At 41.5% G+C, this 26,020-nt stretch carries 17 protein-coding genes; 6 read left to right on the plus strand and 11 right to left on the minus strand.

Annotated elements, in window-relative coordinates; translation table 11 throughout:
* Nucleotides 1-105 precede the first annotated feature (105 nt).
* Both AC3IRX_RS01750 and AC3IRX_RS01755 read right to left on the minus strand, forming a co-directional pair.
* On the minus strand, nt 106-699 hold the full coding sequence (locus AC3IRX_RS01750; RefSeq protein ID WP_489210786.1) for a hypothetical protein: 594 nt from the start codon (nt 697-699) through the stop codon (nt 106-108).
* Entirely contained in the window at nt 696-995 is a 300-nt protein-coding gene (locus tag AC3IRX_RS01755) for a hypothetical protein (protein WP_489210787.1), read from the minus strand. The genes AC3IRX_RS01750 and AC3IRX_RS01755 overlap by 4 nt, the downstream gene beginning before the upstream one ends.
* A gap of 406 nt (nt 996-1,401) precedes the next feature.
* Here AC3IRX_RS01755 and ku point away from each other — a divergent pair, with 406 nt between their 5' ends.
* Genes ku through AC3IRX_RS01770 form a run of 3 tightly spaced genes read left to right on the plus strand, consistent with a single transcriptional unit; the run spans nt 1,402 to nt 5,298 of the window.
* Complete coding sequence (gene ku / locus AC3IRX_RS01760; RefSeq protein WP_489210788.1) at nt 1,402-2,187, plus strand: non-homologous end joining protein Ku; 786 nt, start codon at nt 1,402-1,404, stop codon at nt 2,185-2,187.
* A 3-nt stretch (nt 2,188-2,190) separates the two neighbouring features.
* Complete coding sequence (ligD, locus tag AC3IRX_RS01765; protein WP_489210789.1) at nt 2,191-4,695, plus strand: DNA ligase D; 2,505 nt, start codon at nt 2,191-2,193, stop codon at nt 4,693-4,695.
* A gap of 33 nt (nt 4,696-4,728) precedes the next feature.
* Nucleotides 4,729-5,298, plus strand: coding sequence for a DUF421 domain-containing protein (locus AC3IRX_RS01770; protein WP_459083957.1), 570 nt, complete (start codon nt 4,729-4,731; stop codon nt 5,296-5,298).
* 131 nt (nt 5,299-5,429) lie between these two features.
* On the opposite strand, the gene AC3IRX_RS01775 is transcribed toward AC3IRX_RS01770, so the two are convergent.
* The 3 genes from AC3IRX_RS01775 to dinB form a co-directional block, all read right to left on the minus strand.
* Nucleotides 5,430-5,867 carry a cold shock domain-containing protein gene (locus AC3IRX_RS01775; RefSeq protein WP_459083956.1) on the minus strand — a complete coding sequence of 146 codons (438 nt, stop codon included), beginning with the start codon at nt 5,865-5,867 and terminating at the stop codon, nt 5,430-5,432.
* 284 nt (nt 5,868-6,151) lie between these two features.
* On the minus strand, nt 6,152-9,211 hold the full coding sequence (locus AC3IRX_RS01780; protein WP_489210790.1) for a DNA polymerase III subunit alpha: 3,060 nt from the start codon (nt 9,209-9,211) through the stop codon (nt 6,152-6,154).
* 11 nt (nt 9,212-9,222) lie between these two features.
* Entirely contained in the window at nt 9,223-10,371 is a 1,149-nt protein-coding gene (dinB, locus tag AC3IRX_RS01785) for a DNA polymerase IV (RefSeq protein ID WP_489210791.1), read from the minus strand.
* A 62-nt stretch (nt 10,372-10,433) separates the two neighbouring features.
* Here dinB and AC3IRX_RS01790 point away from each other — a divergent pair, with 62 nt between their 5' ends.
* Nucleotides 10,434-11,204 (plus strand): XRE family transcriptional regulator, encoded by a 771-nt coding sequence (locus tag AC3IRX_RS01790; protein WP_459083953.1) that lies wholly within the window; start codon nt 10,434-10,436, stop codon nt 11,202-11,204.
* 3 nt (nt 11,205-11,207) lie between these two features.
* Here AC3IRX_RS01790 and AC3IRX_RS01795 read toward each other — a convergent pair whose 3' ends face one another.
* Nucleotides 11,208-12,035, minus strand: coding sequence for a GLPGLI family protein (locus AC3IRX_RS01795; RefSeq protein WP_489210792.1), 828 nt, complete (start codon nt 12,033-12,035; stop codon nt 11,208-11,210).
* Nucleotides 12,036-12,305: 270 nt separating this feature from the next.
* On the opposite strand from AC3IRX_RS01795, the gene AC3IRX_RS01800 reads away from it, so the two are divergent.
* Both AC3IRX_RS01800 and AC3IRX_RS01805 read left to right on the plus strand, forming a co-directional pair.
* Complete coding sequence (locus tag AC3IRX_RS01800; protein ID WP_489210793.1) at nt 12,306-12,686, plus strand: (deoxy)nucleoside triphosphate pyrophosphohydrolase; 381 nt, start codon at nt 12,306-12,308, stop codon at nt 12,684-12,686.
* Nucleotides 12,683-15,829 carry a DEAD/DEAH box helicase gene (locus AC3IRX_RS01805; protein WP_489210794.1) on the plus strand — a complete coding sequence of 1,049 codons (3,147 nt, stop codon included), beginning with the start codon at nt 12,683-12,685 and terminating at the stop codon, nt 15,827-15,829. Before AC3IRX_RS01800 ends, AC3IRX_RS01805 begins: the two co-directional genes overlap by 4 nt.
* Nucleotides 15,830-15,863: 34 nt before the next feature.
* Here AC3IRX_RS01805 and AC3IRX_RS01810 read toward each other — a convergent pair whose 3' ends face one another.
* From AC3IRX_RS01810 to AC3IRX_RS01830, 5 genes are read right to left on the minus strand one after another with little or no spacing between them, the layout of a single operon-like run.
* Nucleotides 15,864-18,227, minus strand: coding sequence for a hypothetical protein (locus AC3IRX_RS01810; RefSeq protein WP_489210795.1), 2,364 nt, complete (start codon nt 18,225-18,227; stop codon nt 15,864-15,866).
* Between the two features lie 46 nt (nt 18,228-18,273).
* Entirely contained in the window at nt 18,274-21,882 is a 3,609-nt protein-coding gene (locus tag AC3IRX_RS01815; protein WP_489210796.1) for a BamA/TamA family outer membrane protein, read from the minus strand.
* A 2-nt stretch (nt 21,883-21,884) separates the two neighbouring features.
* The gene (locus AC3IRX_RS01820; protein ID WP_489210797.1) at nt 21,885-22,745 is read right to left on the minus strand and encodes an SdiA-regulated domain-containing protein; all 861 of its coding nucleotides are present in this window, start codon (nt 22,743-22,745) and stop codon (nt 21,885-21,887) included.
* On the minus strand, nt 22,742-24,784 hold the full coding sequence (ppk1, locus tag AC3IRX_RS01825; RefSeq protein ID WP_489210798.1) for a polyphosphate kinase 1: 2,043 nt from the start codon (nt 24,782-24,784) through the stop codon (nt 22,742-22,744). The genes AC3IRX_RS01820 and ppk1 overlap by 4 nt, the downstream gene beginning before the upstream one ends.
* A gap of 15 nt (nt 24,785-24,799) precedes the next feature.
* Nucleotides 24,800-25,951 (minus strand): Pycsar system effector family protein, encoded by a 1,152-nt coding sequence (locus tag AC3IRX_RS01830; RefSeq protein ID WP_489210799.1) that lies wholly within the window; start codon nt 25,949-25,951, stop codon nt 24,800-24,802.
* Between the last annotated feature and the right edge of the window lie 69 nt (nt 25,952-26,020).

Consider the following 26,020-nt stretch of genomic DNA (forward strand, 5'->3'; position numbering starts at 1 on the left):
ACGAATTTATAGCGAATCCTCTTCTATACAAAAAGAAGCAGTCCACCACAGACTGCTTCAAAACCACCAAATTTAGTTTGAAAAACTAAGTTCTTTTTCACTGCACTACAGGGCAGCTTTTTTCCATACCAAATCGGGAATCGCATCCGAACAAGGGTTCTTATTTGGATTGACTAGGATTTGTTTTAGGGCGACAGATGCCTGTCGTGCGTATTCATGGTATTCTTTTTCAGTTTTCATCGCTCCGCTTAGTGCGCTTGCTGCACAAAATGTATAAGCCTGCACTTCGGGATCGTCGTCCGATTTATTTGCAGCCAAAGCTTGGTACTTATCTGCGATCGCCATGTACTTATCATGCTCATCACCTGAAGTGACTATAGCGGTTGCATTCATCCGTTTTAATACGGAGGTGTCCTGGGTATTAGAAGAGCTGAAATGCAAAGTATTTGGATCGACGATCTCCACGTAATAGGTCTTTTGGAATTTTTCGTGGTAGTACTGGTATTTATTCCCCGCGAGTAGCGTATAAGGAGTCGTTCGATTCGGTTCGTACACAATAAGTTTACCGCCTTTCAATTCCGCATCGAGCACGTAATTTCCTCCCTCTAAAGAAAAAGTTCCTTTGGATAGACTGGCTTGCGCTTGGATTTGACCCATTCCTAGTAGGAAAGAGAAGATCAAAATCGTTAAATTTCTCATGGACACTGGGCTTTTAGAGAGTTGGCTTTTGCAAAATCATCGGCTTCATTACAGCCGTAGGTTCTCGCAAAAAATTCCCAGTTCTTCTTGCAAGTGGCAGAAAGACGGTTTGGAATTTCAACTGAATTTTGACTTCCAACTGCGCACTTGTATTTGTAGGTGTACGTGGAGTTGTCCACTTTTTCTTGTTCCACACCCTCGGCAAAATCTTCCCCGAACCAGTCGGCAAAATCACAACGTTCTGCACTTTGCAATACAACGAAAGCCAATGCAAAATTAAATAGCATCTTTAACATAGTGTAAATTTTAATTTATTAGAAATGTGGACTTCGCTTTCCTGACGTCAGGAAATAAGAAAAGCCCTGCCTTTTAAAAACATTCAAATGTATCGTTTTCGCATTCTCAATAAAATACCTACAAATAGGTATTTTTCACAAATCAAAAGGCCCGTTTATTGTAGGAAGTATTAAGGAAGAGACAAAGCTCTACCCTTTTTACGATTTAAATGCAAGAAATGAAACGGCAAAAAGAAACTTGGATCCCTTTCAGGGTGGGGATTTTAAGTAGATAAAACAAAAAGGGTTGAACTTAAATAGAGAATAAGAAGGTTTATGCGGATAGAAAGGACCTCTTAAAGTTACATTTTTTAAGCGCAGGATTCTGTATCAAAGCATTTTATTAACTTTACAAAAAGCACAACGTATGAAATCAATTTGGAACGGAGCCATTGGATTTGGCCTTGTAAACATTCCCGTAAAAATGTATTCTGCAGTAGAAGACAGCACGCTGGATTTAGATATGCTCGACAAAACGGATCATTCAAACATTAAATTCAAGCGGATCAACGAAAAGACGGGAAAAGAAGTAAAATGGAAAGACATCACAAAAGGATTTTTGATTAAGGATTCCTATGTTGTTTTAGACGATGAAGATTTTGCAGCTGCAAATCCAGAGAAGACAAAAACGTTTGCCATTGAAAAATTTGTGAAAGAGCAGGAAATCGATTCTGTACTCTTTGAAGTCCCCTATTTTTTGGAGCCTCAAAAAAATGCCGAGAACGTTTATAACCTTTTGGTCCAGGCCCTCTTAAAAACCAAAATGGCGGGAGTTGGAACGTTCGTGATGCGGGAGAAGGAAATCTTTGGTATGATCCGAGTGTATGAAGGCAATATACTAATCGTAAATCGTCTTCGATTCGCTCAGGAAATAAGAGACTACAAAGAACTCAAAATCCCAAAAGACAAAGCTCCAAAAGCCGCCGAATTAAAGATGGCCATTTCTTTAATCAAACAAACTTCAGCTAAATTTGACCCCTCTGAATTCAAGGACAATTACTCTTTGGATTTGATGAAAATCATCAAGAAGAAAGCAAAAGGAAAATCGGCGAAAGTAGTAACCGAGAAGAAAGAAGAAACCGGAAAAGTGGTGGATTTAATGGCGCAATTAAAAGCCAGTTTGAAAGGATCCAAAGACAGCAAAGCCTCCTAGAAAATGCCTTTAGAAGAATATCATAAAAAGCGAAATTTCTCTCAGACCTCCGAACCTAAAGGGGGCAAGGGAAAGAAGGACGACTCACTTATTTTTGTCGTCCAAAGGCATTCTGCCTCGCGCTTACATTATGATTTTCGCTTAGAAATGCAGGGCGTTCTAAAGAGTTGGGCCATACCTAAAGGCCCTTCCTTAGATCCACAGGACAAAAGGCTAGCAATGCAAACGGAAGACCATCCTTACAGTTACAAAGATTTCGAAGGATCAATTCCGAAAGGAAACTACGGTGCGGGAGAAGTAGAAATTTGGGACTCTGGAACCTATGAGCCTTTACATGCGGAGAAAGGGAAAACCAATGAGGCCTCTCTACTTAAAGAACTGCAATCCGGATCCTTAAAGGTTGTTTTGCACGGAAAGAAATTGAAAGGCGAATTTGCCCTCGTGAAAATTAAAAATTCAAAAGAAGGAAATGCTTGGCTCCTAATTAAGCATAACGATACGTTTGCAAATGAGGGGTATAATGCAGAAGATTTTACAGCGAAGGACTCGAAAGTGAGCGAGCGAGAAGCGAATCGAGCGAGCAAAGGAAAATCGAGCAGCGTTGAAAAAAAAACGCCCGTTAAGAACTTTAGTTCTGTTTTTACCGCTAGCGAAAGATTCTCTAGTTATATTTCCCCCATGCTTGCAGAAACAGGTGAGCGTGCCTTCGATGATAAAAAATGGCTTTTTGAAATCAAATGGGATGGATACCGTGGGATTGCCGATTTACGAGAAGACAAAATAAAACTCTATTCGCGCAATGGAATCTCCTACGCAGAGTCTTTTGAAAAAATAGTCAAGGCCTTAGAAGATCAAAAATTCCCTATGGTTTTGGACGGGGAGATTGTAGCTTTCAATGCGGAGGGCAAACCGGAGTTTCAACTGCTTCAAAACAAATTTGAGACCTCGAACCTAGCCCTTAGCTATCAAGTATTTGATTTGCTTTGGCTCAACGGACATTCTACGCAGAAGCTTTCTCTTATCGAGAGAAAGGAACTTTTAAAAGAAGCCCTGATTGAAAATGAGGTGGTTAAATACTGCGATCATGTAGAAGAAAAAGGCAAAGATTTTTTTAAGCAAGTGGAGACCCTGGGACTCGAAGGAATGATGGCCAAGAAAATGGACAGCCCGTATCTAGAAGGCATTCGTACAGAAGACTGGCTTAAAATCAAATTTCATAAAACACAGGAAGTCCTCCTTTGTGGCTATACAGAGCCTAAAGCAGGACGCTCCTATTTTGGTTCCTTGATAATGGGGATTTATGAGAAGGGAACGCTTTGCTTTTGTGGTCACGTAGGTACGGGGTTTAAAGACGACACGTTAAAGAATTTAAGGGAAGTATTTAGACCGCTTGAAACGGACGAGTGTCCTTTTGAAGAAGTACCGAAAACCAATGGCAAACCTACTTGGCTTCGCCCCGAACTTATTTGCGAGATTAAATTCACAGAAAAAACGAAGAAGGGAATCTTCCGCCATCCGGTTTTCTTAGGCATTCGAGCAGACAAGGATCTTGAGGATTTAGAAGAATCTGAGGATTCTGGCGCTAACGAAAGTGAACTTTTAAAAGGAACGAAAGCAAAGCGCGAGGTAAAACTTACCAATCAGAAGAAAATATACTTTCCAGAAAGTGGCATTACCAAAGGAGATTTGATTTCGTATTACCAATCGGTGGCGGAGTATATTTTGCCCCATTTGAGCCAAAGGCCTCAATCGCTCAACCGATTTCCAAATGGCATCGAAGAATTAAACTTTTACCATAAAGATGCGGGAAAGGAGGCGCCCACATGGATGGACAAGGTCTCTATTTTATCTGAGTCTAACGATAAGGACAATCTGTATCTGATAGGCAACACAAAAGAAGACTTAGCCTATCTAAACAATTTAGGATGCATTGATTTAAATCCTTGGAATTCGACTGTGGATCATTTGCATACCCCTACGTGGTTAGCACTGGATCTAGATCCCTCCGAGAACAATACGTTCGAGCATGTGATTGAAACCGCCATGGCGGTAAAAGAAGTGCTTGATCTTTCGAAGGTGAAAGGCTACGCTAAAACCTCAGGAAGTTCGGGCATTCACATCTATTTGCCCATGGAAGCAAAGTACTCGTTTGAACAAGTGAAAAACTTCGCCCATATCCTGATGCAGAAAGTAAATCAGCTCCTCCCCGAGCTCACCACACTAGAAAGAAATTTGAAAAAACGAGGCAAAGAAAAAATCTATTTAGACTACTTGCAGAACCGATTCGGACAGACTTTGGCTAGCGTCTATAGTGTTCGTCCTAAACCCCATGCGCCTGTGTCTATGCCCCTCAATTGGAACGAAGTAAAATCAGGATTAAGCCCTACCGATTTTACGATTCACAGCGCACTTGAGAGAATTAAAAAGAAGGGAGATCTGTTTAAACCTGTACTCGGAGAAGGAATCGATCTATTGGATGCCTTAGAAAACCTAAGCCCAAAGGGTTAGAATTACCCGTTGAATTAAATAAAAACACAAAGTATGATAGAAGCTAGCGAATACACTTTTGATCTTCAAAAAATGTTTTTTGGAGATTTTGGAATCCAGATTTATCTCGAAATCATTTTGAGAGTGTTTGTCATTATGACCTATACCATTTTAATGATTCGATGGATTGGAAAGCGTGTGGTGGGTGGTATTGGGAGTACGGATATCCTACTCATTGTCGCAATGGGAAGTTCTGTGGGGGATGCCACCTTTTATCCTTCCATTCCTTTAGCGGTCTCCCTTTCGGTCATTACGCTCATTGCGCTTTTTCAAAAAATTTACGTTTCGATTGAAATCAAATACGAACCGGTCAGAAAATTCACTCACCCCAAAGTGACCAAATTGGTAGAAAACGGTCAGCTCTTGAAAGAGAATTTTAAGCTAGACGACATTGATGAAAACGAAGTCTACATGCTTCTTCGGCAGCAGGGAATTGAGTACTTATCCGAAATCAAATATGCCTACTATGAAGAATCAGGCGAAATAAGCATTTACAAATTTGAGAACCCAAAATTTGAAAATTCAATTTTACCTGAAAACATTAAGGAGCAAGAAGTGAACTAAAAGCTAGTTTTAGAGTACGGGGTTCGAAGGCTCTGCTGGTGGATGGATGATTTTTTTCAAGTAGGGAGCTAAAAAAAGCCTCGAATGAGGCTTATATAGTTTTATAAAGCGGTAGATCCCTACCCTTTTAATTATTGCTTAACAATCGTGATGTTTAAGGCAGAATATCCTTTTGGTGAACGTTCTTTTTCAAAGCGTACTTTGTTTCCTTTTTTAAGCTCTCCTTCCACGTTGTTCAAGTGGAAGAAAATGTTTTCTTTCGTATCATTTTCCGTGATAAAACCATAACCCTTGTCACTTAAGAAAGTAACAATTCCTGTTTTGATTGGATCTTCCGCTTCAATTGGAGCCGCTCCTAGTTGAATATCCTCTAGAGATACTTCGATTTTTTCTTGCTGGCTCGGCGGTGTAGAGGTTAATTGACCAAACTCATCGACATAAAGAAGCATGTCGTCAAGCTCTTTTCCTTTGTTGTTTTGAGTTTTACGCTCCTCACGCTTGAGTGCTTTTTCTTTTTGTTTCTGTAATTTCTTTTTTAAATTTTCCTTTTTAGAGAAAGAATCTGACATATATTATATTGTATTTTGTTTCATTGAAGTAGAGAGCTGTTTATAGTTTGCACATTTGCACAAACTGTACTTTAAGTTCTCTTAAAGTTTAAATTAAAAAGTTGCAGCTAAAAATTTGAAAACTGAAAAGTGGCTATTAAGATTTACTCCTCGGTAAAAGCATAAAGTAACCGTCGCTTTGTAATTTATCTGCAAAGGTACAAAAAATTAACGACACTTTCGCTACATGGCTTGGTTTCAGAGAAATATTTGATTTTGAGATGGGGATTAACTCGCCTTTGCCCCTACTCGCTTTTCATTTGAGTTCGAGGCAGTCCAATGTCTTTTTCACTCGGATAAGGTTTTCTCCACGTGGGACTTACATCTTCTTTCAATTGTTTTTCGGTCTCTCTCGACTTTTCTTTGTCGTACGCATACCGAGGGTCTGCAATAAAAGGCATCTTGGCCATCTTGAAAACCGTTACGGTGGGAAAGTGATACTCTACCTCGACTCGCCCCAGTAGAAGATAGACCCCACCTCCTAAAAAGGGATATTGACTCAGGGTATCCGGAAAATGCGCCGTATCAAAATAATCCCCGTTCGAGTCAATCCAGGTACCGAAATACATCGTGCCTTTCTTAGTGGGTACATGCTTTCTGGAAATAAGATACGCGAGCATCTTTACCTCCGTTTTGTGGTGATCCAAAAGATCCTTGGCTTTTACTTTTCCACGGTAAGAGCTTTGAAGCAAATCAAAAATACTACAAGACACTGGGAAATCCAGGAGTTCAATCTCATCAAACGCATCTTCAAAATCCGTTCTCTCTAACGAAGGAAGCGTGTAAGGCTCTATCGGCTCTTCTAAAAGACTCGGCCCTCTGTATTCGGGTTTAAAGTGAATCAGCAAAAGTCTAGCTTCAATCAAAAGTTCATTTTTCGCCTTCCCTGTAAAGCGAAAGGCGCCAATGAAAATAAGAATCTGCAAGGTTTCAATTCCTACGGGAACCCGTCTTACAAAATCTTCTAAGGAAAGATAGTCTCCGTTCTTCTCCCTCTCTAAAATCAGAAGACTCGCTAGTTTCACCTCTAGTTTCTGAAGATGCATAAAGCCTAGGTAGACCTCTTTTCCATAAAGGGTGGTCTTATAGAGGCTTTTGTTCACGCAGGGATTGTGAATGTGAGCTCCGGCCATTCGGCATTCGTGAACATAGACTTCCGTTCGGTAAAATCCTCCCTGGTTGTTAATGGCGCAGACCATAAACTCAATCGGGTAATGTACTTTCAGATAGAGACTCTGATAGCTCTCTACTGCGTAGGAAGCCGAGTGCGCCTTGCAAAAGCTATACCCCGCAAAGGATTCAATCTGGCGGTAGACCTCTTGCGAGAGCGGCTCGGGATGTCCTTTTTTCTTGCAGGACTCAAAGAAATGATCTTTCACTTTCTTTAATGCCGCTAAAGAGCGGCCCTTGCCGCTCATCGCCCGGCGCAAGATGTCGCCATCCGCAGCACTGAGCCCGCCAAAATGAAGAGCAATTTTAATCACGTCTTCCTGATAGACCATAATCCCGTAGGTGTCTCCCAGCTGCTCTTCAAAGACTTTGTGAAAGTATTCAAAGCGATCGGGATGGTTATGGCGAAAGATAAACTCTCGCATCATGCCACTTTTAGCCACTCCAGGTCGAATAATTGAGGAAGCCGCTACAAGCGTTTTGTAGTTGTCGCATTTAAGCCTTCGAAGAAGCCCCCGCATCGCAGGGCTCTCAATGTAAAAGCAGCCAATGGTTTTTCCGAGACTTAAAAAAGCATTGGTTTGTGGAGTGTCCTTAGAGAGTCGAGTGTCTTTAATGTCCACCCTAATTCCTTGGTTCTTCTCTACCATCTGCACCGTGTCATGGATGGTTCCAAGGCCTCTTTGAGAAAGAATATCGAATTTCTCAAACCCAATTTCCTCTGCCACATGCATGTCAAACTGAATAATTGGAAATCCTTTGGGAGGCATTTCAAGCGCGGTGTAATTGGTTAAGGGCTCCTCTGAGATTAAAATTCCACAACTGTGCATGCTGCGCTGGTTGGGGAATTTCTCTAGGAGCATTCCGTATTTTTGCACCGTGCTAACCACCTTACTTTTCTCGTGGGTCAGCATGGGGTTTTTGGCCAGTAAATCCAAATCGTCCTTGGGAAGACCAAAAACCTTTCCGACTTCTCTAAAAATGGAGCGGTATTTAAATTCCACATTGGTTCCACAGAAAGCCACATGGTTTTTGCCGTATCGCTGGAAAATATACTCTAAGATTGTATCTCGATCCTGCCAAGACCAATCGATATCAAAATCAGGCGGACTTTTGCGGTTTTCGTTCAAGAACCGTTCAAAATACAAATTGAGCTCCAGGGGACAAATGTCTGTAATGCCTAGGCAGTACGCCACAATAGAGTTCGCTCCCGAGCCTCTTCCTACGTGCATAAAGCCTTTGGAGTTGCTGTAGCGAATAATGTCCCAAGTGATTAAAAAATAGCCACTAAAATTAAGTTCGTGAATGACTTTGAGTTCCCTCTCAATTCTCGCTTTTGCCTCCTGATGATTTACTCCATACCGCCTTTTGAACCCTAGGTAAGCGAGTCGAGTTAAAAGCGTTTGGTCGCTTTCTCGACTGCGGGTGAAGAATTTTTTATTTCTCGGCAGAGAGAATTCAAATTCAAATTTCGCCTGGGTTAAAATTCGTTTTGTGTTCTCTATGATTTGGGGATAACGGCTAAACTGAGCTTCTAACTCTTGGGGCGAAACAAAACAGTCTGTCGGCTGACAAAACTGGTGGGGTTCTAATTTGGAAAGCAGCACATTGTGCTCAATGGCTCGAAGAATCCGGTGAAGATTGTACTCTTTTTTCGTGCGAAACGTGACCGGATGAAGGACCACCATACGCTCTAAAAACGCGCGTAGATCAGGACGGAGTAAAAAGTTAATCTCAGAGGGGTTTACCCCTATAAACTCATTAGGCCTTAAGGTCTTTGGAAAATGCGCTAAGGGATACACGACATACAAATCCTTAAACTCAGGAGCCCAGGGGCTCAGGGGCTCGTTTTCACAGTGGTGGCGAGTGAGAAGTTCATTTATCTCCGAAAGACCTTCAAAACGCTTTGCGATGACAAGATAATACAGATCGTCTTTTTCTCGAACCTCTACTCCTGCTAGAGGCTTTATGCCTTTTGACTTGCAAGCTTTGTAGAAATCATAAATGCCTGTGACGGTGTTAATATCTGTCAAAACCAAGGTAGAGACACCTTTCGAGAAGGCCTCTTCTACAATCTGGTCTATGGAAAGCGTACCGTAGCGAAGGCTATGGTAAGAATGACAGTTTAAAAACATACTCCTTCGATTTAGGATTTAAGTTTGAATCCAGAGGCTCTTCCTACGGCCGATTTTCCAAAGCGGTTTTTAATCCCATCCATGGATTGGTAGAGATTAATGAGCTCTTCTGAATCCTCAAAAAGATTCATTTGGTAAGTCCCGTGCACCAAATCGGTTAAACGAAGTCCTATAAGGCGTAAACGCATACGTCGGGTGTAGAGCTTCTCAAAGAGCTCTAAAGCCACCCGATTAATGGAATGGTCAAGCGAGGTATAAGGAATTTTGACCTGACGCGTCTGCGTGTCAAAATTGGAATACCGAATCTTCACCACGACCGTAGAGGTAAGCCATTTTTCTTTTCGCAATTGGTAGCTAAGCGACTCTGCCATGGCCGAGATCAGTCGCCGAATTTCTATTAAATCAATGGTATCGCTCGTGAAGGTATGCTCCTTCGAGATGGATTTTCTCTCAGCGTAAGGAACCACGGGAGAGAGATCGATTCCGTTTGCTTTTTTCCAGAGTTCAATCCCGTTTTTTCCAATCATTTGCTGAAGTACTCTGACGGGCATCTCTGAGAGCGTTTGAATGGTTCGAATGCCAATTCGAGACAAAAGCTGAAAGGTCACGTCTCCCACCATGGGGATTTTTCGTACGGAAAGTGGATTTAAAAAAGGGCGAATGCTAGGCTCCTGAATCTCCAAACAGCCTAGAGGTTTGGACTCTCCTGTCCCAATCTTAGAAACGGTCTTATTAGTAGAGAGCGCAAAGGAAATAGGAAGTCCTGTCTCGTGGGTCACAGATTGAGCAATCTGTTGTGACCATTTGTAACAGCCAAAAAACTGATCCATTCCCGTGAGATCCAGGTAAAATTCATCTATGCTGGCTTTTTCCATCAAAGGAACCTTCTCTTGAACCACCTGCGTAACCTCGTGCGAGAGTTTAGAGTAATACTCCATATCGCCTTTTATCACCTTTGCCTCTGGGCAAAGGCGCAAGGCCATTTTCATAGGCATAGCAGAGCGCACCCCAAAGTACCGAGCCTCGTAACTACAAGAAGCTACGACCCCCCGATCTCCCCCTCCAATAATAACGGGAACCCCGTTAAGCTTTGAATTGGAAAGCCTTTCACAGGACACGAAAAACGTGTCCAAATCCATGTGTACAATTGCTCGATTCATGGGGTCAAAATTATCACGATTTGTAACAATTTTTCGTATATTTGTTGATATAATTTATATCAATGTCAATTTTTGCCGATAACATCAGGTATCTCAGAGGGCAACTCAGTCGCTCTCAGCAGAACATCGCAGACGAACTTCTTATTACAAGAGGACGTTACGCCAAATACGAGGATGCGGCCTCCGAACCGCCTTTAGAACTGTTAATCCGGATCTCTCGATTCTATAAGATCAGTATTGATTTGCTGCTTTCTGTGGATTTGAAGAAATATCCCATTGACAAGATTCTTTCTCTTCCGGACAACCGAATCGTACTTCCGATTCGGGTTAACTCCGGAGGAGACAAGCAGATTGAAATCATTCCTCATCGAGCCTCGATGGGCTATTTAAATGGATACTCCGATCCTGAGTACATTGAGAGTTTGCAAACCATCTCACTCCCCTTCTTAAGAAACGGAAACTTTCGAGCCTTCCCTGTTGAGGGAGATTCAATGCCTCCCTTTAATGAGGGAACCTACATCGTGGGGCAATACGTGGAATCGATTAAAGAATTAACGAAAGGGAAAACCTATATTTTCATTACAAGAAATGAGGGGATTACCTACAAGCGTTATCAAGGAAGAGACTCGAATGGCATTAGCGTAGCGGCAGACAATGAGTTCTACGAACCCTATCAGATTAAAAACTCCGAGATTTTAGAAATTTGGCAATATGCCGCTAGCATCAACACGGAAGAGCTAGGCTCTTCGTCTTTGGATGCAAGCTCCATTAAAGAAATGTTTTTCAGTTTGAAGAAAGAAATCGCAGAACTTAAGAAAGAGAAAAAGTCTTAGCCCCTAGGGGCCGGCTTTCCTAGGGTAAGGAATCGCCCTGTCTTTTTCTATCGGCAGGTAATAGGATTTGATATTATCCTGAAGGGATTTTCTTTTCTTATTTATCTCTTCTTTGGTCGCAAGCTCTTCTTTCGTAGCAATGGAAACACCGTTTTCTCGGAGTCGATTAAGCACTTCCACAATGTTATTGAAATGATCTAGCTTCAAGGTATGCCACTGTTTTTGAGTGATTGAGATGGGTTTCTTTCCATAGTGCGTTTCTAGGAAATTATGGGTGTCGTAGGACTGCTCAAGATTTTCACTCTTCACCATCGAATAGTGGAAAATGTCCTCAGAATCGTAAACCTCAAAGATGAGTCCTGGAAGTCCCCGAAATTTATAGGGGCCTTCCTGAAAAGGAATTTCAGGAGAGAACCAAGCCGTCCACTGTCTTTCTCCAAAAGTAAGAGTAGCTTTCTGAAGCTCAAAGTTGTCCACTTTTTTATGCTCGTTTTCTATCTTCCAATCCATTTTATCCTTTGAGGAAATCGAGTAATAATCGTAGCCTTGGCGAAACATATTCCTATTTTCAAAGCTGCCGGCTTTTCGATACAAACGTTGATCGATTTCAGAGTAAGCCTCGGTATTCTCTCCTGTTGCCTTGTTTATAGAATCCCTTAGCACAAATTCATAATCGAAAAATTTTACGAAATCCTTGTCAATATCTAGGGCCATGTTTGTCTTTTCTTCGAAGCCATTTTTTTTGATATTCAGCTCATACAGGAATCTATGGGTTTGGCATATCGCCATACTAAAGAGATTGAGCGCTAGAAGTAAAAGTAGTTTTTTCATAGTTCCTTAGGTATTGAACAAAAGATTTCTAAAAGTAATAAATTCCTGTCTTCCCACTCTATGTTTTCTCTACAAATATGGCATTTGATGAAAATCAATTACCAACCGCAGAAAATTGGAATATAAAATGAACCTACTTATAGCTCCAAGTTCGTAAGCCCTTCCCATCGAGATGCGAATGAATCCTATTTTTTAAACTTCAGAGAGTTCCATTCCAAACAATTCATTATATTTAGCTTTCCGATTTAAAAACGAATACCAAGCCTCCTAATGATTCACGTTACTTGTGCCATAATACAGCACGATCACAAAATCCTTATCTGTCAACGATCCTCCACAATGACTTTGCCTTTAAAATGGGAATTTCCGGGAGGCAAGATTGAACAGGGCGAATCGAAACAAGAATGTCTAAAAAGAGAGATTCAAGAGGAATTAGGTCTTACTATAGAAGTGGGTCAAGCCCTACCGAGCGTAGAGCATCGTTATCCCACTTTTGAAATTACCCTTTATCCCTTTCTGTGCTCACTAAAATCGGGAGCTTTAGAGCCTTTAGAGCACGCCCAAGTAGAATGGGTAAGCTTAGAGACACTTGAACGCTATGACTGGGCAGAAGCGGATATACCGATTGTAAAAAAACTAATCTCCTTATGAACACTGGAATCTACGAAGCGCTAATTACAGCCTCATTACGCGAAAAATTAAACTCTCTGCAAAAGGATACGTACTATCTCAATGAAGTGCAACTTGACAAAGAAGAAGCCATCCGGACTCTCTCTTTCCATTTGCAAGAAGTGATTTCGAGAGCTTTTCAGCAGGTAGCCAAAAAGGACCTCATTTTAGAAAAGCAGATTGAGATAAGCAACCGATTAATCCAGTTTCTTAATTGTGAGATTTCTCAATACAATTTTGAGCCCGATTTAATTGACGGGAACGGACGCATTCTAATGGCCGTCTTCCATAAAATGGATTTTCATTATTCGAATCTAGATCTGCGCCTTAAAGAAATCACCCCAACGACCCGACTTACCCAAAGTGAACTCTTTACCGGCGGAAACTCGGGTCTCTCTTTAGACACGGAACTAAAAAAAGAAATCCGCTCCTCGAATCGAGTTGATCTTTTGGTCTCATTCATTAAATGGAAAGCGATTGTGATCTTGAAAGAGGCCTTCAAGGAATTCACATCCAACGGAGGCAAACTACGGGTCATTACGACCACCTACATGGGCGCTACGGATTCTAAAGCCATCCAAGAACTTGCGCAACTTCCTAATACAGAAATCAAAGTTTCGTACAATACACAAAACGAAAGGCTCCATGCAAAAGCCTATTTATTTCATCGAGACTCTGGTTTCCATACAGGGTACATTGGTTCTTCCAATTTCTCCAGATCGGCCTTGACCGACGGTCTTGAGTGGAATGTAAAGATTACCACAAAGGAAATCCCACACATTATCGATAAGTTTCAAAAAACCTTTGAAACCTACTGGCAGAATCCTGAATTTGAAACCTATGATCCTACTAAGCATTTTGAAAAACTATCCGAGACACTAAGTCATAACAAAATCGGACGAATCGATTCTCAAGTTCTTAATTTTTTTGATCTAAAGCCGTATCACTATCAGAAAGAAATACTAAGCAAACTGCAAGTTGAAAGGCAAACTCATGGCAGATATCGCAATCTTGTGGTCGCAGCTACAGGCACCGGAAAAACAATGATTTCTGCTTTTGATTTCAAACGCTTCAAATCGGAAAACCCAAACGCTCGGCTTTTGTTTATAGCCCACCGAATCGAAATCTTAAGACAAGCTCTGCACACGTTTCGCAATATTTTGAAAGATCAGAATTTTGGAGAACTTTTAGGAGACGGCTACCAGCCTATCTACAATGAAAATGTGTTTGCAACCATTCAATCACTCACCAACAAAATCAAACACAATGAGCTCTCCTCGACGTATTACGATTACATCGTGTTTGATGAAGTGCATCATGCGGAGGCCTCGACCTATCAAAGAGTCATGCAATGGATGCAACCAACAATCCTTTTAGGTCTTACCGCCACGCCAGAGCGGGCTGACGGAAAAAGCATCTTATCCAATTTTGACAATCAAATTGCCGCAGAAATTCGATTGCCTGATGCGCTTAACAACAAGCTTCTAACCCCATTTCAATATTTTGCACTTTCCGATTCTGTCGATCTTGAGCATATTAAATGGGTACGAGGAAAATACGATCCTGTAGAGTTAACGAAAATCTATACCTCAAACGACCAAAGGGTTCGAGACATCATTGACAACCTTAACAAGTATTGTAAGGATCTACAAGATTTAACGGCTCTAGGCTTTTGTATTAGTGTAGAACATGCCAAATTCATGCAGCAAAAATTTGAGATTGCGGGACTGAAGGCAGGGGTTCTCACCTCTAGCAATTCACAGGACCGAATCGAAATTCTTAATGCGTTCAAAACCAAAGAAATCAACTATCTCTTCGTGGTCGATATGTTTAACGAAGGCGTGGATATTCCACAGGTGGATACCGTTCTCTTTTTAAGACCTACAGAAAGTTTAACGATCTTCCTTCAACAATTAGGAAGAGGACTCAGACTCTACGACGGAAAAGAATCTCTCACAGTCCTTGATTTCGTAGGCAACGCGAACGAGAACTACGATTTTGAATCCAAATTCCGAGCGCTGATTGGCAAAACGACTACCTCAGTCCAAAAAGAGATTGAAAACGATTTTATGCACCTCCCTTTAGGCTGCTCAATTGTTCTAGAGAAAAAAGCAAAAGAAGTCATCTTAGCCAATATTAAAAAAGCCACTTCCCTTAGAAAAAAAGACCTTGTTCGAAGACTGGAACAGTACGTAAATCAAACGAACCTTCCCTTAACCCTATCCAACTTTTTAACCCTATACCATCTCCCTTTTCAAAGGCTCTATCTACGATTCTCCTGGACCGCTCTACAAGCGGCCGCTGGCATCAAAAAAGAGTACGACCCTAGTTTTGAAAATAATTATGTACGTCTGCTCGGTAAAAAATGGGCAGCAACTAATTCAATTTCTTATTTCCGATTCCTTTTAGATTTAGTTCAAAAGAACTTTGAAATCGACGAAACACAGCTCAGTGAGCTGGATCGATTAAGATTAACCATGCTGCATTTTGATTTTTGGGAAGCGGATAAAGCGCCCACAAATCTAGCCGATTCTTTGAAGGTTATAGGACAAAACAAAGACTACGTTGAGGAAATGAAAGCCTACTTAGAGCTAAGGATATCTCTTATCGATTTTGAGGAGTACCCTTGTGAAAACTTAAATTACGAGCTTCCTCTCGAGCTCCATGCCCGCTATACAAGAGATCAAATTCTTGCCGCTTTTAGAATAAGCAATGTAGAGAAGAGAAGTTCGAATCGTGAAGGAGTAGCCCTTAACAAAGCCCTTAACACCGAGGTCCTTTTCATTAATTTACAGAAGTCGGAAAGAGACTTCTCCCCTACAACTATGTATGAGGATTATGCGATCAATGAAACGAAGTTCCACTGGCAATCTCAAAATACAGTGTCAGAATCCACTCCCAAAGGGCAATCTTACATAAACCAACAAGAACTAGATAAAAAAATTCTTCTCTTTATAAGAGAATCGAATAAAGATGAGTTTGGGCTCACGAGCGGATACGTTTTCGTAGGTCTTGGAGATTTCTTGAAGCACGAAGGTTCATACCCCATGTCCATTACCTGGGAATTGCAAAAACCAATACCTGAGTTTTTATGGACCGCCTCTGCAAAGATGGCCATTGGGTAAAGAATCTGACTCTTTGCTTTGTACTACTTTAGGTTTAAAGAGAAAGGCTAAAATCCGTCATTTGATCGAAATTAACCCCTACACGAAGGCCTTTAAGTCCATTGACATCATGTAGTTCTTCAAGCTCTAATACTTCTAAATCGTCTAGTAAGAGTCCTTTGTTTTGAAGGAATTGGATATACCCTTTGTACTCTTCCATTTCTTTCGTGCCCATAAAAACAAAAGCAATCTTCCCAGGTTGAGTGAGTCTTTCTAGGCTGTTTTTAAGGGTTATTTTGTCAATCCGTTTTTTAATAATCTCATAGCGGATGTTATAACTTCCTTCGACATCAAAACGTCTTTCGTCCGTTCTAAAGCTTATGTCAATGGTATTCCCATTCACGAAGATGAGTTGCGTAGTCTCAAGGGGAACTTTCATCTGCGGCAATAGATTCTTGGTAATGCCCGCAATGGCAGCCATGGAGGTAAGTTGCCACAAACGAATGTTCTTTAAGTAAAGAGGATTAAAGGGTTTGTGCGGCGCTATGGACTGTCCAATATAGATGTCGTACTCGACTCCGTCGGTTCTAAATTTCTCAAAATAACTCGGATACGAATTCTGAATCTCTAGATTGAAAAATTCCAAGTACCCATTAATTGAAGAATTAATCAGCTGAATGGACTGTTCCAATTCTCTGCGGTTCATAAAGGCTTTTCCCGTGTGAGGATCCACCGCTGCTTCATACTCTGAAATGAGTTTAAAAGCCTCTGGACTTAGTTCTTTGAAATGCGCTAAAACATCGTTTACTTCTCTTTCTAGAAAATCCATTACACGCGATTGAATTCTGTCCATGGACTCTAGTTTCAAGCGCTCAATTAGCTTGTTGCACGTAAAGATCATTTCCTCGAGGATCCCGATACCCAGCTTTTCACTTAACTTTTGAAGCACCGTCTTGAGATACTCTAATTGGAACTCCGTATCCGTAGCAAAGGCGCGGTTTCTCTCCAAGGTTGAATTTTTGATATCAATGGCTCCGTAGAGCGGATAGACCTCTTCGAAACTAATACTTCCAATGGCGGGAGCGGGTTTGTCCGCTTCTATACTTTGTAAGTATTCCAGCGCCTTTTCATTAAATTTCCATTGCACGGCCGGTTGAAGGGACGTAAACTTATCTTTAATAATTTGATCAATGCTGAGTTCAAAGTCCACCGTCGCATTTTCTAGAATCTGCGCTAATAAGGGACTCACACCGTCGAGTTTCGGAAGCACGTTTTCGTCTAAAAAGTGATTTTTCTTTTTCGTATAGATTTCAAATACGCCCACTAGCTTGGTATGATGGTAGATTGGAGTAAGGGCATAAGAATGAACTTTGAGGGCCTTAAGTCCTCGGGTAATGAACCCAAATTCCTCCTCCGTAGATAAGACCCCCGTGTTTACCAAAATACGAACTCGATTCTTTACAAGTTTTTCAATCTTTTCCCCTAGCGTATCAAAACTGATTTTTCGCCTTCTAAACATCTCTAAAATCGGACTTTCGTATCGCTGTTGAGATAGATTTAAGACCAGTTTCTTATTTAGTTTTAGATAAGGAATGAGTTCAAATTCAATGTCCTTGTCCCCTACAATGGTTTTTAAAGACTTAATAAGTCGCTCGTCTTGAAAACTAACTTGCGAGCCCATGATGAGTTCTTTGATTCGCTCAATGGCATAGGCACTGGTAATGTCTGTGACCGATATAATGGAAAACCCCTTAAACTTAAAACTAGAGAGTGGAATTAGGGCCTCTAATTCCTCGTAATTTAAGGTGTCTGATAGCTGGCTTATATTCAGGTTGGAAAGGTCTAATTTTTCTCCAAGATTTTCAACTTCAATAAATTGATCGTCCACGGAGATCTCATAATACCGGCTCAGTCCCGATTTTGGATCCAAAATCGAACGTACAAAAGTTTGTTTCTTTACGAATTTAAATCCGTAATGTTTTTTGAAGAGCGTTAGGTACGGCACTCTTCTTATGTCTCGGTCCGTAAGGAGTGATTCCTGAGTTAAATCTGTGGTGCACAGTCCACCCTGCATGATAGAGAAGAAAGCGGGCGTTCCGTAAAAGGACTGACGCTTTACGGGGATTCCGAAGCCTAAAAGAATTTCTTCTTCATTTGCAATGGGGGGAACTAAAAATTCCTGAATCAGTTCAAATTCTTTTTCAAAATCAGGAAAACTCTCGACCGAAAGAGTTCCTTTCAGTCGCAATGCCTTTTCTAGGCTTTCGATAAGTCGATTTAATTGAGCGGCTTTCGTGGGAGATTCCGTTTTGACTCGCTCGGTTAGATATTTTAAAAAAGGCTCAAAGGAGAGTTCTACTCGAAGCCCTTCAAGATCTTTGTCAAATGTCTCAATTTTAATCGTATCCTGCTTTATCATTAAATTTTCGATTCTAAAATATACGTTTCTTTTCTCTTGGTGGGATTTAAAACCTTAGCCCTAGGGTTATATAAGGACTCCACCCTTCTCTAGAGTATCCCCCGACGAATTGAACGACTACAAGTTGAGCCGGAGAGTAGTAGAGACCTCCGCCCACGCCTTGGTGAATTCTTGAGCTGTTAAACCCTTTGGCCCACATTTTTCCAACGTCATAAAAGCCGATGAGTCCTAGTTGTCCTGGAAGCAAGTAGCTTCCAATGTCTAAGAGTTTAATACGGGCTTCTAAATTGTTATAAAGCATGTGCTCACCCGCAAACCTGTAATTTCTATAGCCCCATAAATTGTCGTGGCCTCCTAAATAAAGTGCCTGATAAAAGGTAGGACTGCCTAGGGTAAGACCTCCCCCAATTCGGTTTGCAAAAATAATGGAATTTTTTGCTACGGCCTTGTAAAATGCAAATTCACCCGTCAGTTGTCCAAACGATCGAGACTCTTGATTTAGGCCTGTAAACCCTCGTGCTTTCAAGTTTAAATAGCCTCCAGCAGAAGGAAGAATTTTGCTGTTTCGTGAGTCCCTTTCGTATTGTGCGATAAGACCCACAAAAAGTTTGTCTTGGTCTAGTGTGTTTTTGTCATAGGTATTGACCAGTCCACTGTAAAGGAAACGATCTTCGTTGTCCTCTTTATTTAAACTATAATATTCAAGGGCAGGTCCTATTCTAAATTCAGAATTGGGTTTTTCCCAAGAAAGGCTTGGACTTAATTCTATGAGATTATAGCGAGCTCTGTAGTAGCGCAATTCGTGGTTTTCTTTGTCATAGATCGACTCATTTCCAAGGCCAAAAAAGTTTTGCGTGTTGTTGGGTACATACGCGCTGGCATCAATTCTGAGATCGGCTTTGCCGATCAGCTCTTTCCAGCGTCCTTTATAATCCACCTTGAAGGAACCTGTGGCAAGGGCTGCTTTTACGAGCACTTGCTGCGTATGGGTATATGGCGTTTTTCTAAATCCACGCTGGTGCGTGTATTTGAATCCTCCGCCAAGCATGATTCCATCGTCTAAATTGTATCCCGCGCTCACAAGTGGCATGGTGGAATTGCGAAGATTTACGGGAACAAAACCCACCATCGTGCTGTCCTTTCCTTTGTGATGAGAAAGTTTTGAATGCAAATCCGTATACGTCGCTTCGGACTGGTACTCATACAGATCAATGGATCGCTTAGATTCCGTCACGACAAAGTTTTTCTTGTCTTTCCCTGAGATGACGCGCAATTTTATTTTAGAATCTCTTGGCTCGAGTTTGACTCGATCCGCTCCTGCTTCTAAATAAAGACGAATTTCTTGGGTGAGAGAAGGATCGTACCATTTGTTCATGAGCTCCTTTTTAATTTCACCTTCTTTATTTATTTTGTTGATGGTCACCTGAAGCCCCCCACTTTTCTCTTTTACAATCACGTTTTCGTCTTTGTTGGTCAAACGAATGTCTACAATGGAATTGATAAAACGGTAGTAGGTCTCCATACTCTGAGGTATTTGGTCTCTTCTTTTTTTCAAATCTTCTAAAAGACTTTTTCCTCGAATGTCATAGGAAGATTTTGGGAGCGATCGTACACTTTGCTCTAAAACAGAATCGGAAATTTTTTCTACAAATTCACGACTCAGTTCTTTCCACTCGGCCTCCGTAAATTGCATTTTCGGGTGAGCGTTTAAGAAATCCGATTTGAGCATTGCAAAATTAACCGCTCGAATCTCAGGGGCGAAGCCTCGGTTGGCAGGCATCGCAAACCAAGAACGAGAGGCTAGTCGTGGGAAAAACCCATCCATTAAACGCAGTACTTGATCTCGGTCTCTTGGAACCACCTCATAATCTTTGTCTTTTCCAGGCAACTGATCAAACCAGCGAAACTGGTCTCCATGCCGATCCCAGTCTCCTACCAATAGATCAAGCATTCTAGAACGAACAAAGGTTTTGGCACCAAACGTATCGTCGTTATCGTTGTAGATTTTCTCAATCATTTTGGGCGTATTGTCTGATTTGCCCAGGGGCTCACGCTCTTCTAAAAGCGCTAGGGTTCCCGCAAAATCTAAATTGTGAACGCCTAGGGCAGAATCTTCCGCTACAATTCCGATCACTGGATTTGTGGAAGGTACTCCAAGGGCGCTAGCCAAAGGCGGCATCATAAGCGCGGAATAAGGATGCTGTGCACTGACGGCATCGTCTAAAAGGTCTTCTGCAAACGTATCGTGAAGTGTGGAAGGAATTAAAGATTCTGAGTTTTTATTGACACTTCGAAGAACCCACTGTTTTCCTGTTGGATCCTCTAAACGAAGAGAAATCGTTTGCATGCCCCCTCCTCTTTTTAAAGGCGTAAGTCCTCCCGCCACTTCCGAGACACGAATCACGGGAAGCTCCGTTGGAGCTGCCCATTCTTTTCGGTAGTTTTCTCCGAAGAGCTTACGGTGAAACTTTCCTACTTTTTCAAACTCTACGTTGGCACTAACAGTCACACTGTCTTTTTGAAATGTGAGGTCCGCGGTGCCCATTTCATAGGGTTTCTCTTCTACAAAAGGAACGCTATAGGAAAAGGCTTTTTCAACGGTTCCCTCGTGATAGGTATAATAGGTGATGACAGAGGATCGATCGTCCATAAAATCCACACTCACGAAACCTTGCATTTTGCTGGCAAATAGTGAATTTGGATTCTTTTTAATAAAGGTACTCTTTGAGCCTGATCCGCTCACAATTTGATAATTGAGTTTAGGATCCTTAATGAGTTGCAGCCCATGCTCATGTCCCGCCGCATAAATCACATTTGAAAATCCTTGAAACACCCCACTAACACTTTCAATTAAATTCTTATAATCGGGATGCGCTAAGTCTTCCGCATTTAAAAAGGCGGATTGTCGAAGTAAAGGATAAAGGGAGCCCACCACGGGTAGTGGAATGTATAAATTTTTGCTTATCGCCGTCAAGGGAAAGACGTGGTCTTTGAGCTCGAAGTTCCCTCCGTGAACTCCGTTCGAAAGAAACGGATGGTGGGAAGTAAGAAGGATGGTCTTGTCTTTGTTCTTATACAGAAGGCTCTCTAATTGGTCGACCACTTCCTCTTTTGTGGTGCAAAGACAGTCCGCTCCTGGATTCTCTTTGGAAAAGGGAAAAAGCCACCATTCGCTATCGTAAGCAATGACTACTACCTGATCTGAAATCGGAATCTCAATCGGATCTGGACAGCCCTTCGAAGGGACTAACTTTAGATTGGGATCGTTTTGAGAGGCTAAGAACTCGCCTTGCGCCTTGATTTTTGCAAGCCCCTGCTTTCCCATCTTGTCCCAATCGTGGTTGCCGGGTACAAAATACACAGGCGCTCCTTTTGCGCGCATGGGTCCAAACTGAGAGCGAAGAATATCTTCTCCTCTTTTTTTGTCCTCAGTTCCCTCGAGTCCCATGCCTCGAGGATAAATATTATCCCCTAAAAAGAAAACCGTGGTTTTGTCTTTTAAGATTAATTCAGCCGCTTTAGGAATCACCGTTTGCTGCTTATAATTCAGTTCTCCCGCATCTCCAATGAGAAGGACCCTACTTTGGATTTCACTTTGCGCAAAGAGCGCGCAAAAAACAGAAGGCAAAAGGGTAAGAGTAAAATAACGTCGCATGGCTAAGGAATTAAATTAAACTTTAAGAGACTGGGTCTACTTGTTTTGCTTCCCCCTTCGTTACTAATAAATAAGGCGCCATCTTTATCGAATGCAAGGCCTTCGGGCTGGTTATAAAGTTTTGGATCCAGAGAATAAGCTGCCTTTGGACTCATTTTGTCATCTAAAACCACGAGCATCTGGTTCACAGATGAAAGTAAATACCACTCCCCCGTTTTCGGGTTTTGTCCTAAGGCGGAGGGTCTAAATTTCTTTCCTTTCAAGGAGGAGAGAGAATCAATCAAAGTATGCTCAATTTTAAATTCATCGAGCTTCTTGATTTCGCCTTCACTCGAAAGTGAAAGTCTATATCCTGAGGTTTTATCGCTTTTCTTATCCACGGAGCAGGATTTGCAAACTGCATAAAGAAGGGAGTCTTTTGCATTGTAAGCAAGGGACTCATACTCTCCTTTTGGGAGCTGACCACTCCACTCCCTCGCAAGGGAAGTCTTGTCTTTAGAAAGTTCCTTTTTAGGGATCGAAAAAAGGGTCCCGTCACTTCGAAGCACCACGACAAAATCTTTTGCCACGGCAAGACCTTCGTAATCTGCGCTAGCGCCAAAATAAGTCTCAGTAAGGGTTTTTGAAAAGGGTGTAAACTTATAAAGAATGCCATTTTCATCCTCTACGGCCACAAGAGTGTCTCCCCAAAATCCAATGGCTGAAATTTCATGGAGCGCATCCCATAAAGGTTCTACCTTTGGCTGGGTTAAATCGTAATTCTTTGGACTTTGGTATTTCGTCGTGTTATCTTGCGCGCAGGCATTAAGCGAAATAAGTGCGAAAAGAAGGGCCCTTACAGGCGTAAATAGTTTGCTTTTCATAAACCTGTGCTTTTAGAATTTAAATAGTCGTAAATTGCCTTTTGAGCGCGAACGCCTACTGAAGTTTGCAAAGGGACGTTGTGTAAATTTTCATCCAGTTCTACAGCGAACTCATCGTCTCGAAGTTGATAATCGAGGAAGGTAAAGATCTCCTTCTTTAGATCCGGATCTAGGACCGGATAACAAACCTCAATTCGATTGTAAAGGTTTCGGCGCATCCAATCGGCCGAACCCATATACATGAGATCCTTTCCCCCTTGATGAAAGACAAAGACTCGACTATGCTCTAGGTAACGATCCACCAAACGTCTCACGGTGATATTAGAACTCATCCCTGGAACGCCTGGAACCAAACGACAAATGCTTCTTACGATTAATGTAATTTTTACGCCTGCTTCACTCGCTTCATAGAGCTTACGAATTAGGCCCTTGTCTTCTAAGTTGTTAAGTTTTATAAGAATCTTGGCCTCTTGTCCCAGTTTTGCCGCCTCAATTTCCTTCTCAATAAGGCTCGTGAATTCTCCAAGCATATTAAATTGGGCCACGAGCAGATGTTTAAACTCGTAGGGTTTTCTTTGCTGCTCGTCTCTTTGAGACAGCATTTCAAAGACATCTCTTAGTTCTAGTAAAAGCTCAGGGTTTGCCGTTAGAATCATATGGTCCGCATAGACTCCCGCAGTCACTTCATTTAAATTTCCAGTCGAGAGCAGTCCTAAATACGTAGGCTCATTTCCTTCGGTTTTTCGTTGAACCAGGGCAATTTTAGCATGTACTTTAAGGTTAGGTAAACTATAAAGAACATTTACGCCTGCTTTCCTTAGTTTTTTAGCCCATCGAATGTTATTGCCTTCATCAAAGCGAGCTTTTAGCTCGACAAAAACCGTTACTTTTTTTCCGTTCTTGGCTGCACTAATGAGGGCATTTAAAATCTGAGAGTTTTTTGCAACGCGGTAGATAGAAATCCATATTTCCTGCGTCTTAGGATCTAATGAAGCTTCATTAAAGAATCTTAGAATGGGATCGTAAGACTGATAGGGAGTACTTACCATCAAATCTTTTTTCTCTAGCCTTTCAAAGACAGACTCTTCTTTTAATTCCGGATGCGATAAGGGAGGTTGGGACGTATAGTTCCACTCCGGATTCGAAAGGGGAAACTGAAAAAAATCTTTGAGATTATGGTTGAACCCACCCTTCATTGCGCTTCGCTTCCTGAGGCCCAAATGCGATAAGAGTGAATCTCTAATTTCTTTAGGCATATCGGGTTGATACAAGAGTCTTGTGGCAAGGCCATAATCTCTTTTGGCAATCTGCTCTTCAATCTTAACCCGAAGATCTCCTTCAAATTCATCTTCTAAATTTAAATCGGCATTTCGCGTCACTTTAAAGGTATAGAACCCTGTGAGGGTTTTGCCTGGAAACAAGGCAGCGATATTCTCTCTTAGTATGTCGTCTATGAAAACAATGTATTTACAGTCCGGTTTTTCAATGACATGAAAACGATCTAAAGAATCCGAAGGGATGTTTACAATCAATACTTCAGAGTCTTTTTCAAACGAAATTGCGCTATAGAGTTTGTTATTTTCAATATAGAGACTAGATTGCTCCATGGATTTAACCTGCAAAAAGGCTGCTATCCTTGTATAGAAATAATCGCGCGCTTCCTGCTTAATTTCTTGTGGGAAAGGCTGGTTGTATAAGAGGACAATTCCATTTTCGCTTAACTTAGGTAAAACAAGCGTTCGAATGATTTCTCCATACTTCTCCTGTTGCGATTCAATAAGGGCTGTGGCCTGCGCATAAACCCCAGTTTCAATGGTTCCAAAAAGGGGATCTGGAACTTTCATCAGTTTTTTGAGTGCCGAAAGAACAGGCATTCTTACGCGGTAAAACTCATCCAAATTGGAAGAGAATATGGCTAAAAAATTAATTTTAGCAAGGAGCGGGACGCTCTCAAGGCTCGCTTCTTCTAAGATTCTTCCATTAAAATGGAGCCAACTTAAATCGCGGTCCATAAAGTAAGGCGAAATTGGGTCTGCCATGGATTTCATTTCAAATTATCGATTAATAATAACAACGATTAAAAAGACCAGTACAGAGAGAACAAGCCCAAACATAAACACATTGTAGGCAAGTCTTAGAAGTCTGAATTTTCGTCCAAGTACAACCCCTTGAGAATACACATCTCGAATTAGGGTGTTGTATAAAAAGTCCCTGTCTTCCATCACTTCATTCATTCCCTGGCTGTAGCTTTCTAAATCCATTCGGTGAAAATTTCCAAAAAAGAGCAAGTTGACTTTTTTAGCGGCCAAATCCTCTTTTGTGAAATAGCCTTTTGGAATCGAAGGACGTGTGGCTAAAATAGCTAGAACCATGGTAGCTAAACTAATGCTTAGTAAAATGACTGTAGGGATAATAAGGTGCGCGTTGTTGTCAAGTTTTCGAAGAAGCATGGCAATGACCACCGAAAGGATGATCGAGTTTACGGTAATCAAAATGTTTGACTTATTGTCCGCCATGTCACTTAGACGCTGATTGTTTGTCGAGGTGATTCGAAACATGGTTTCAATGCCTCGATCCGGTCTCTTGGCTTTTTTCTCTTTGTCTTGTAAATCGGTTTTCTCCTTGTCTTTTAGCATTTGAAGATTTTCCATCTTTTTAGGTTCCAAGTTTTGTTTTGCGTAGTCTGTATGGTAACGGTGTTTTTCCATTAGGGCAATGGTTGAGGCGCGCCAGTCTTCCTTGGAAAACTCAGCCCCACAGGCTTTTGCTTCTTGCTGAAGCAGTTTGTTTCTGTATTCAAACCAATCTTTACCAAAGTGGAATAGATCCGCATCGCATACAATTTCTTCTAAAAGGTTCTTAGGCTCTTGAGGCATTTTTGTGGCAAGAATGCAATTCTTGACCTCTGAAATAAACTCTGGGTCGGCGGATTCGCCTTCTAAAAATTTTTGTGCGATCTCTGTTCCTCGAAGCTCGTGACCTTGCTTGCCCACTTGGCAATAGCCAAGGTCATGAAAGTACGAGGCAAGCCCCACAATCGCAGTGTCTCTTTCAGACAGCGAATAATGCATTGCCATCTTTCGGCTGGCTTCCACCACCTCTTTTAGATGGATTTCGTTATGAAAACGAAGCTTTGTTAGGTCATATTGCTCTAAGAAGTCTTGCGAAAACTGAGCTGCCTTTTGTAAGAGTACTGAATAGTCCATAGTTAAGTCTCGGCAAAGGATTTCGGGTTGTATTAATTTTTGAATTTCATTTGCGTTCTTTTTTAAGGG

This window comes from Epilithonimonas sp. KH_059, assembly GCF_057838485.1.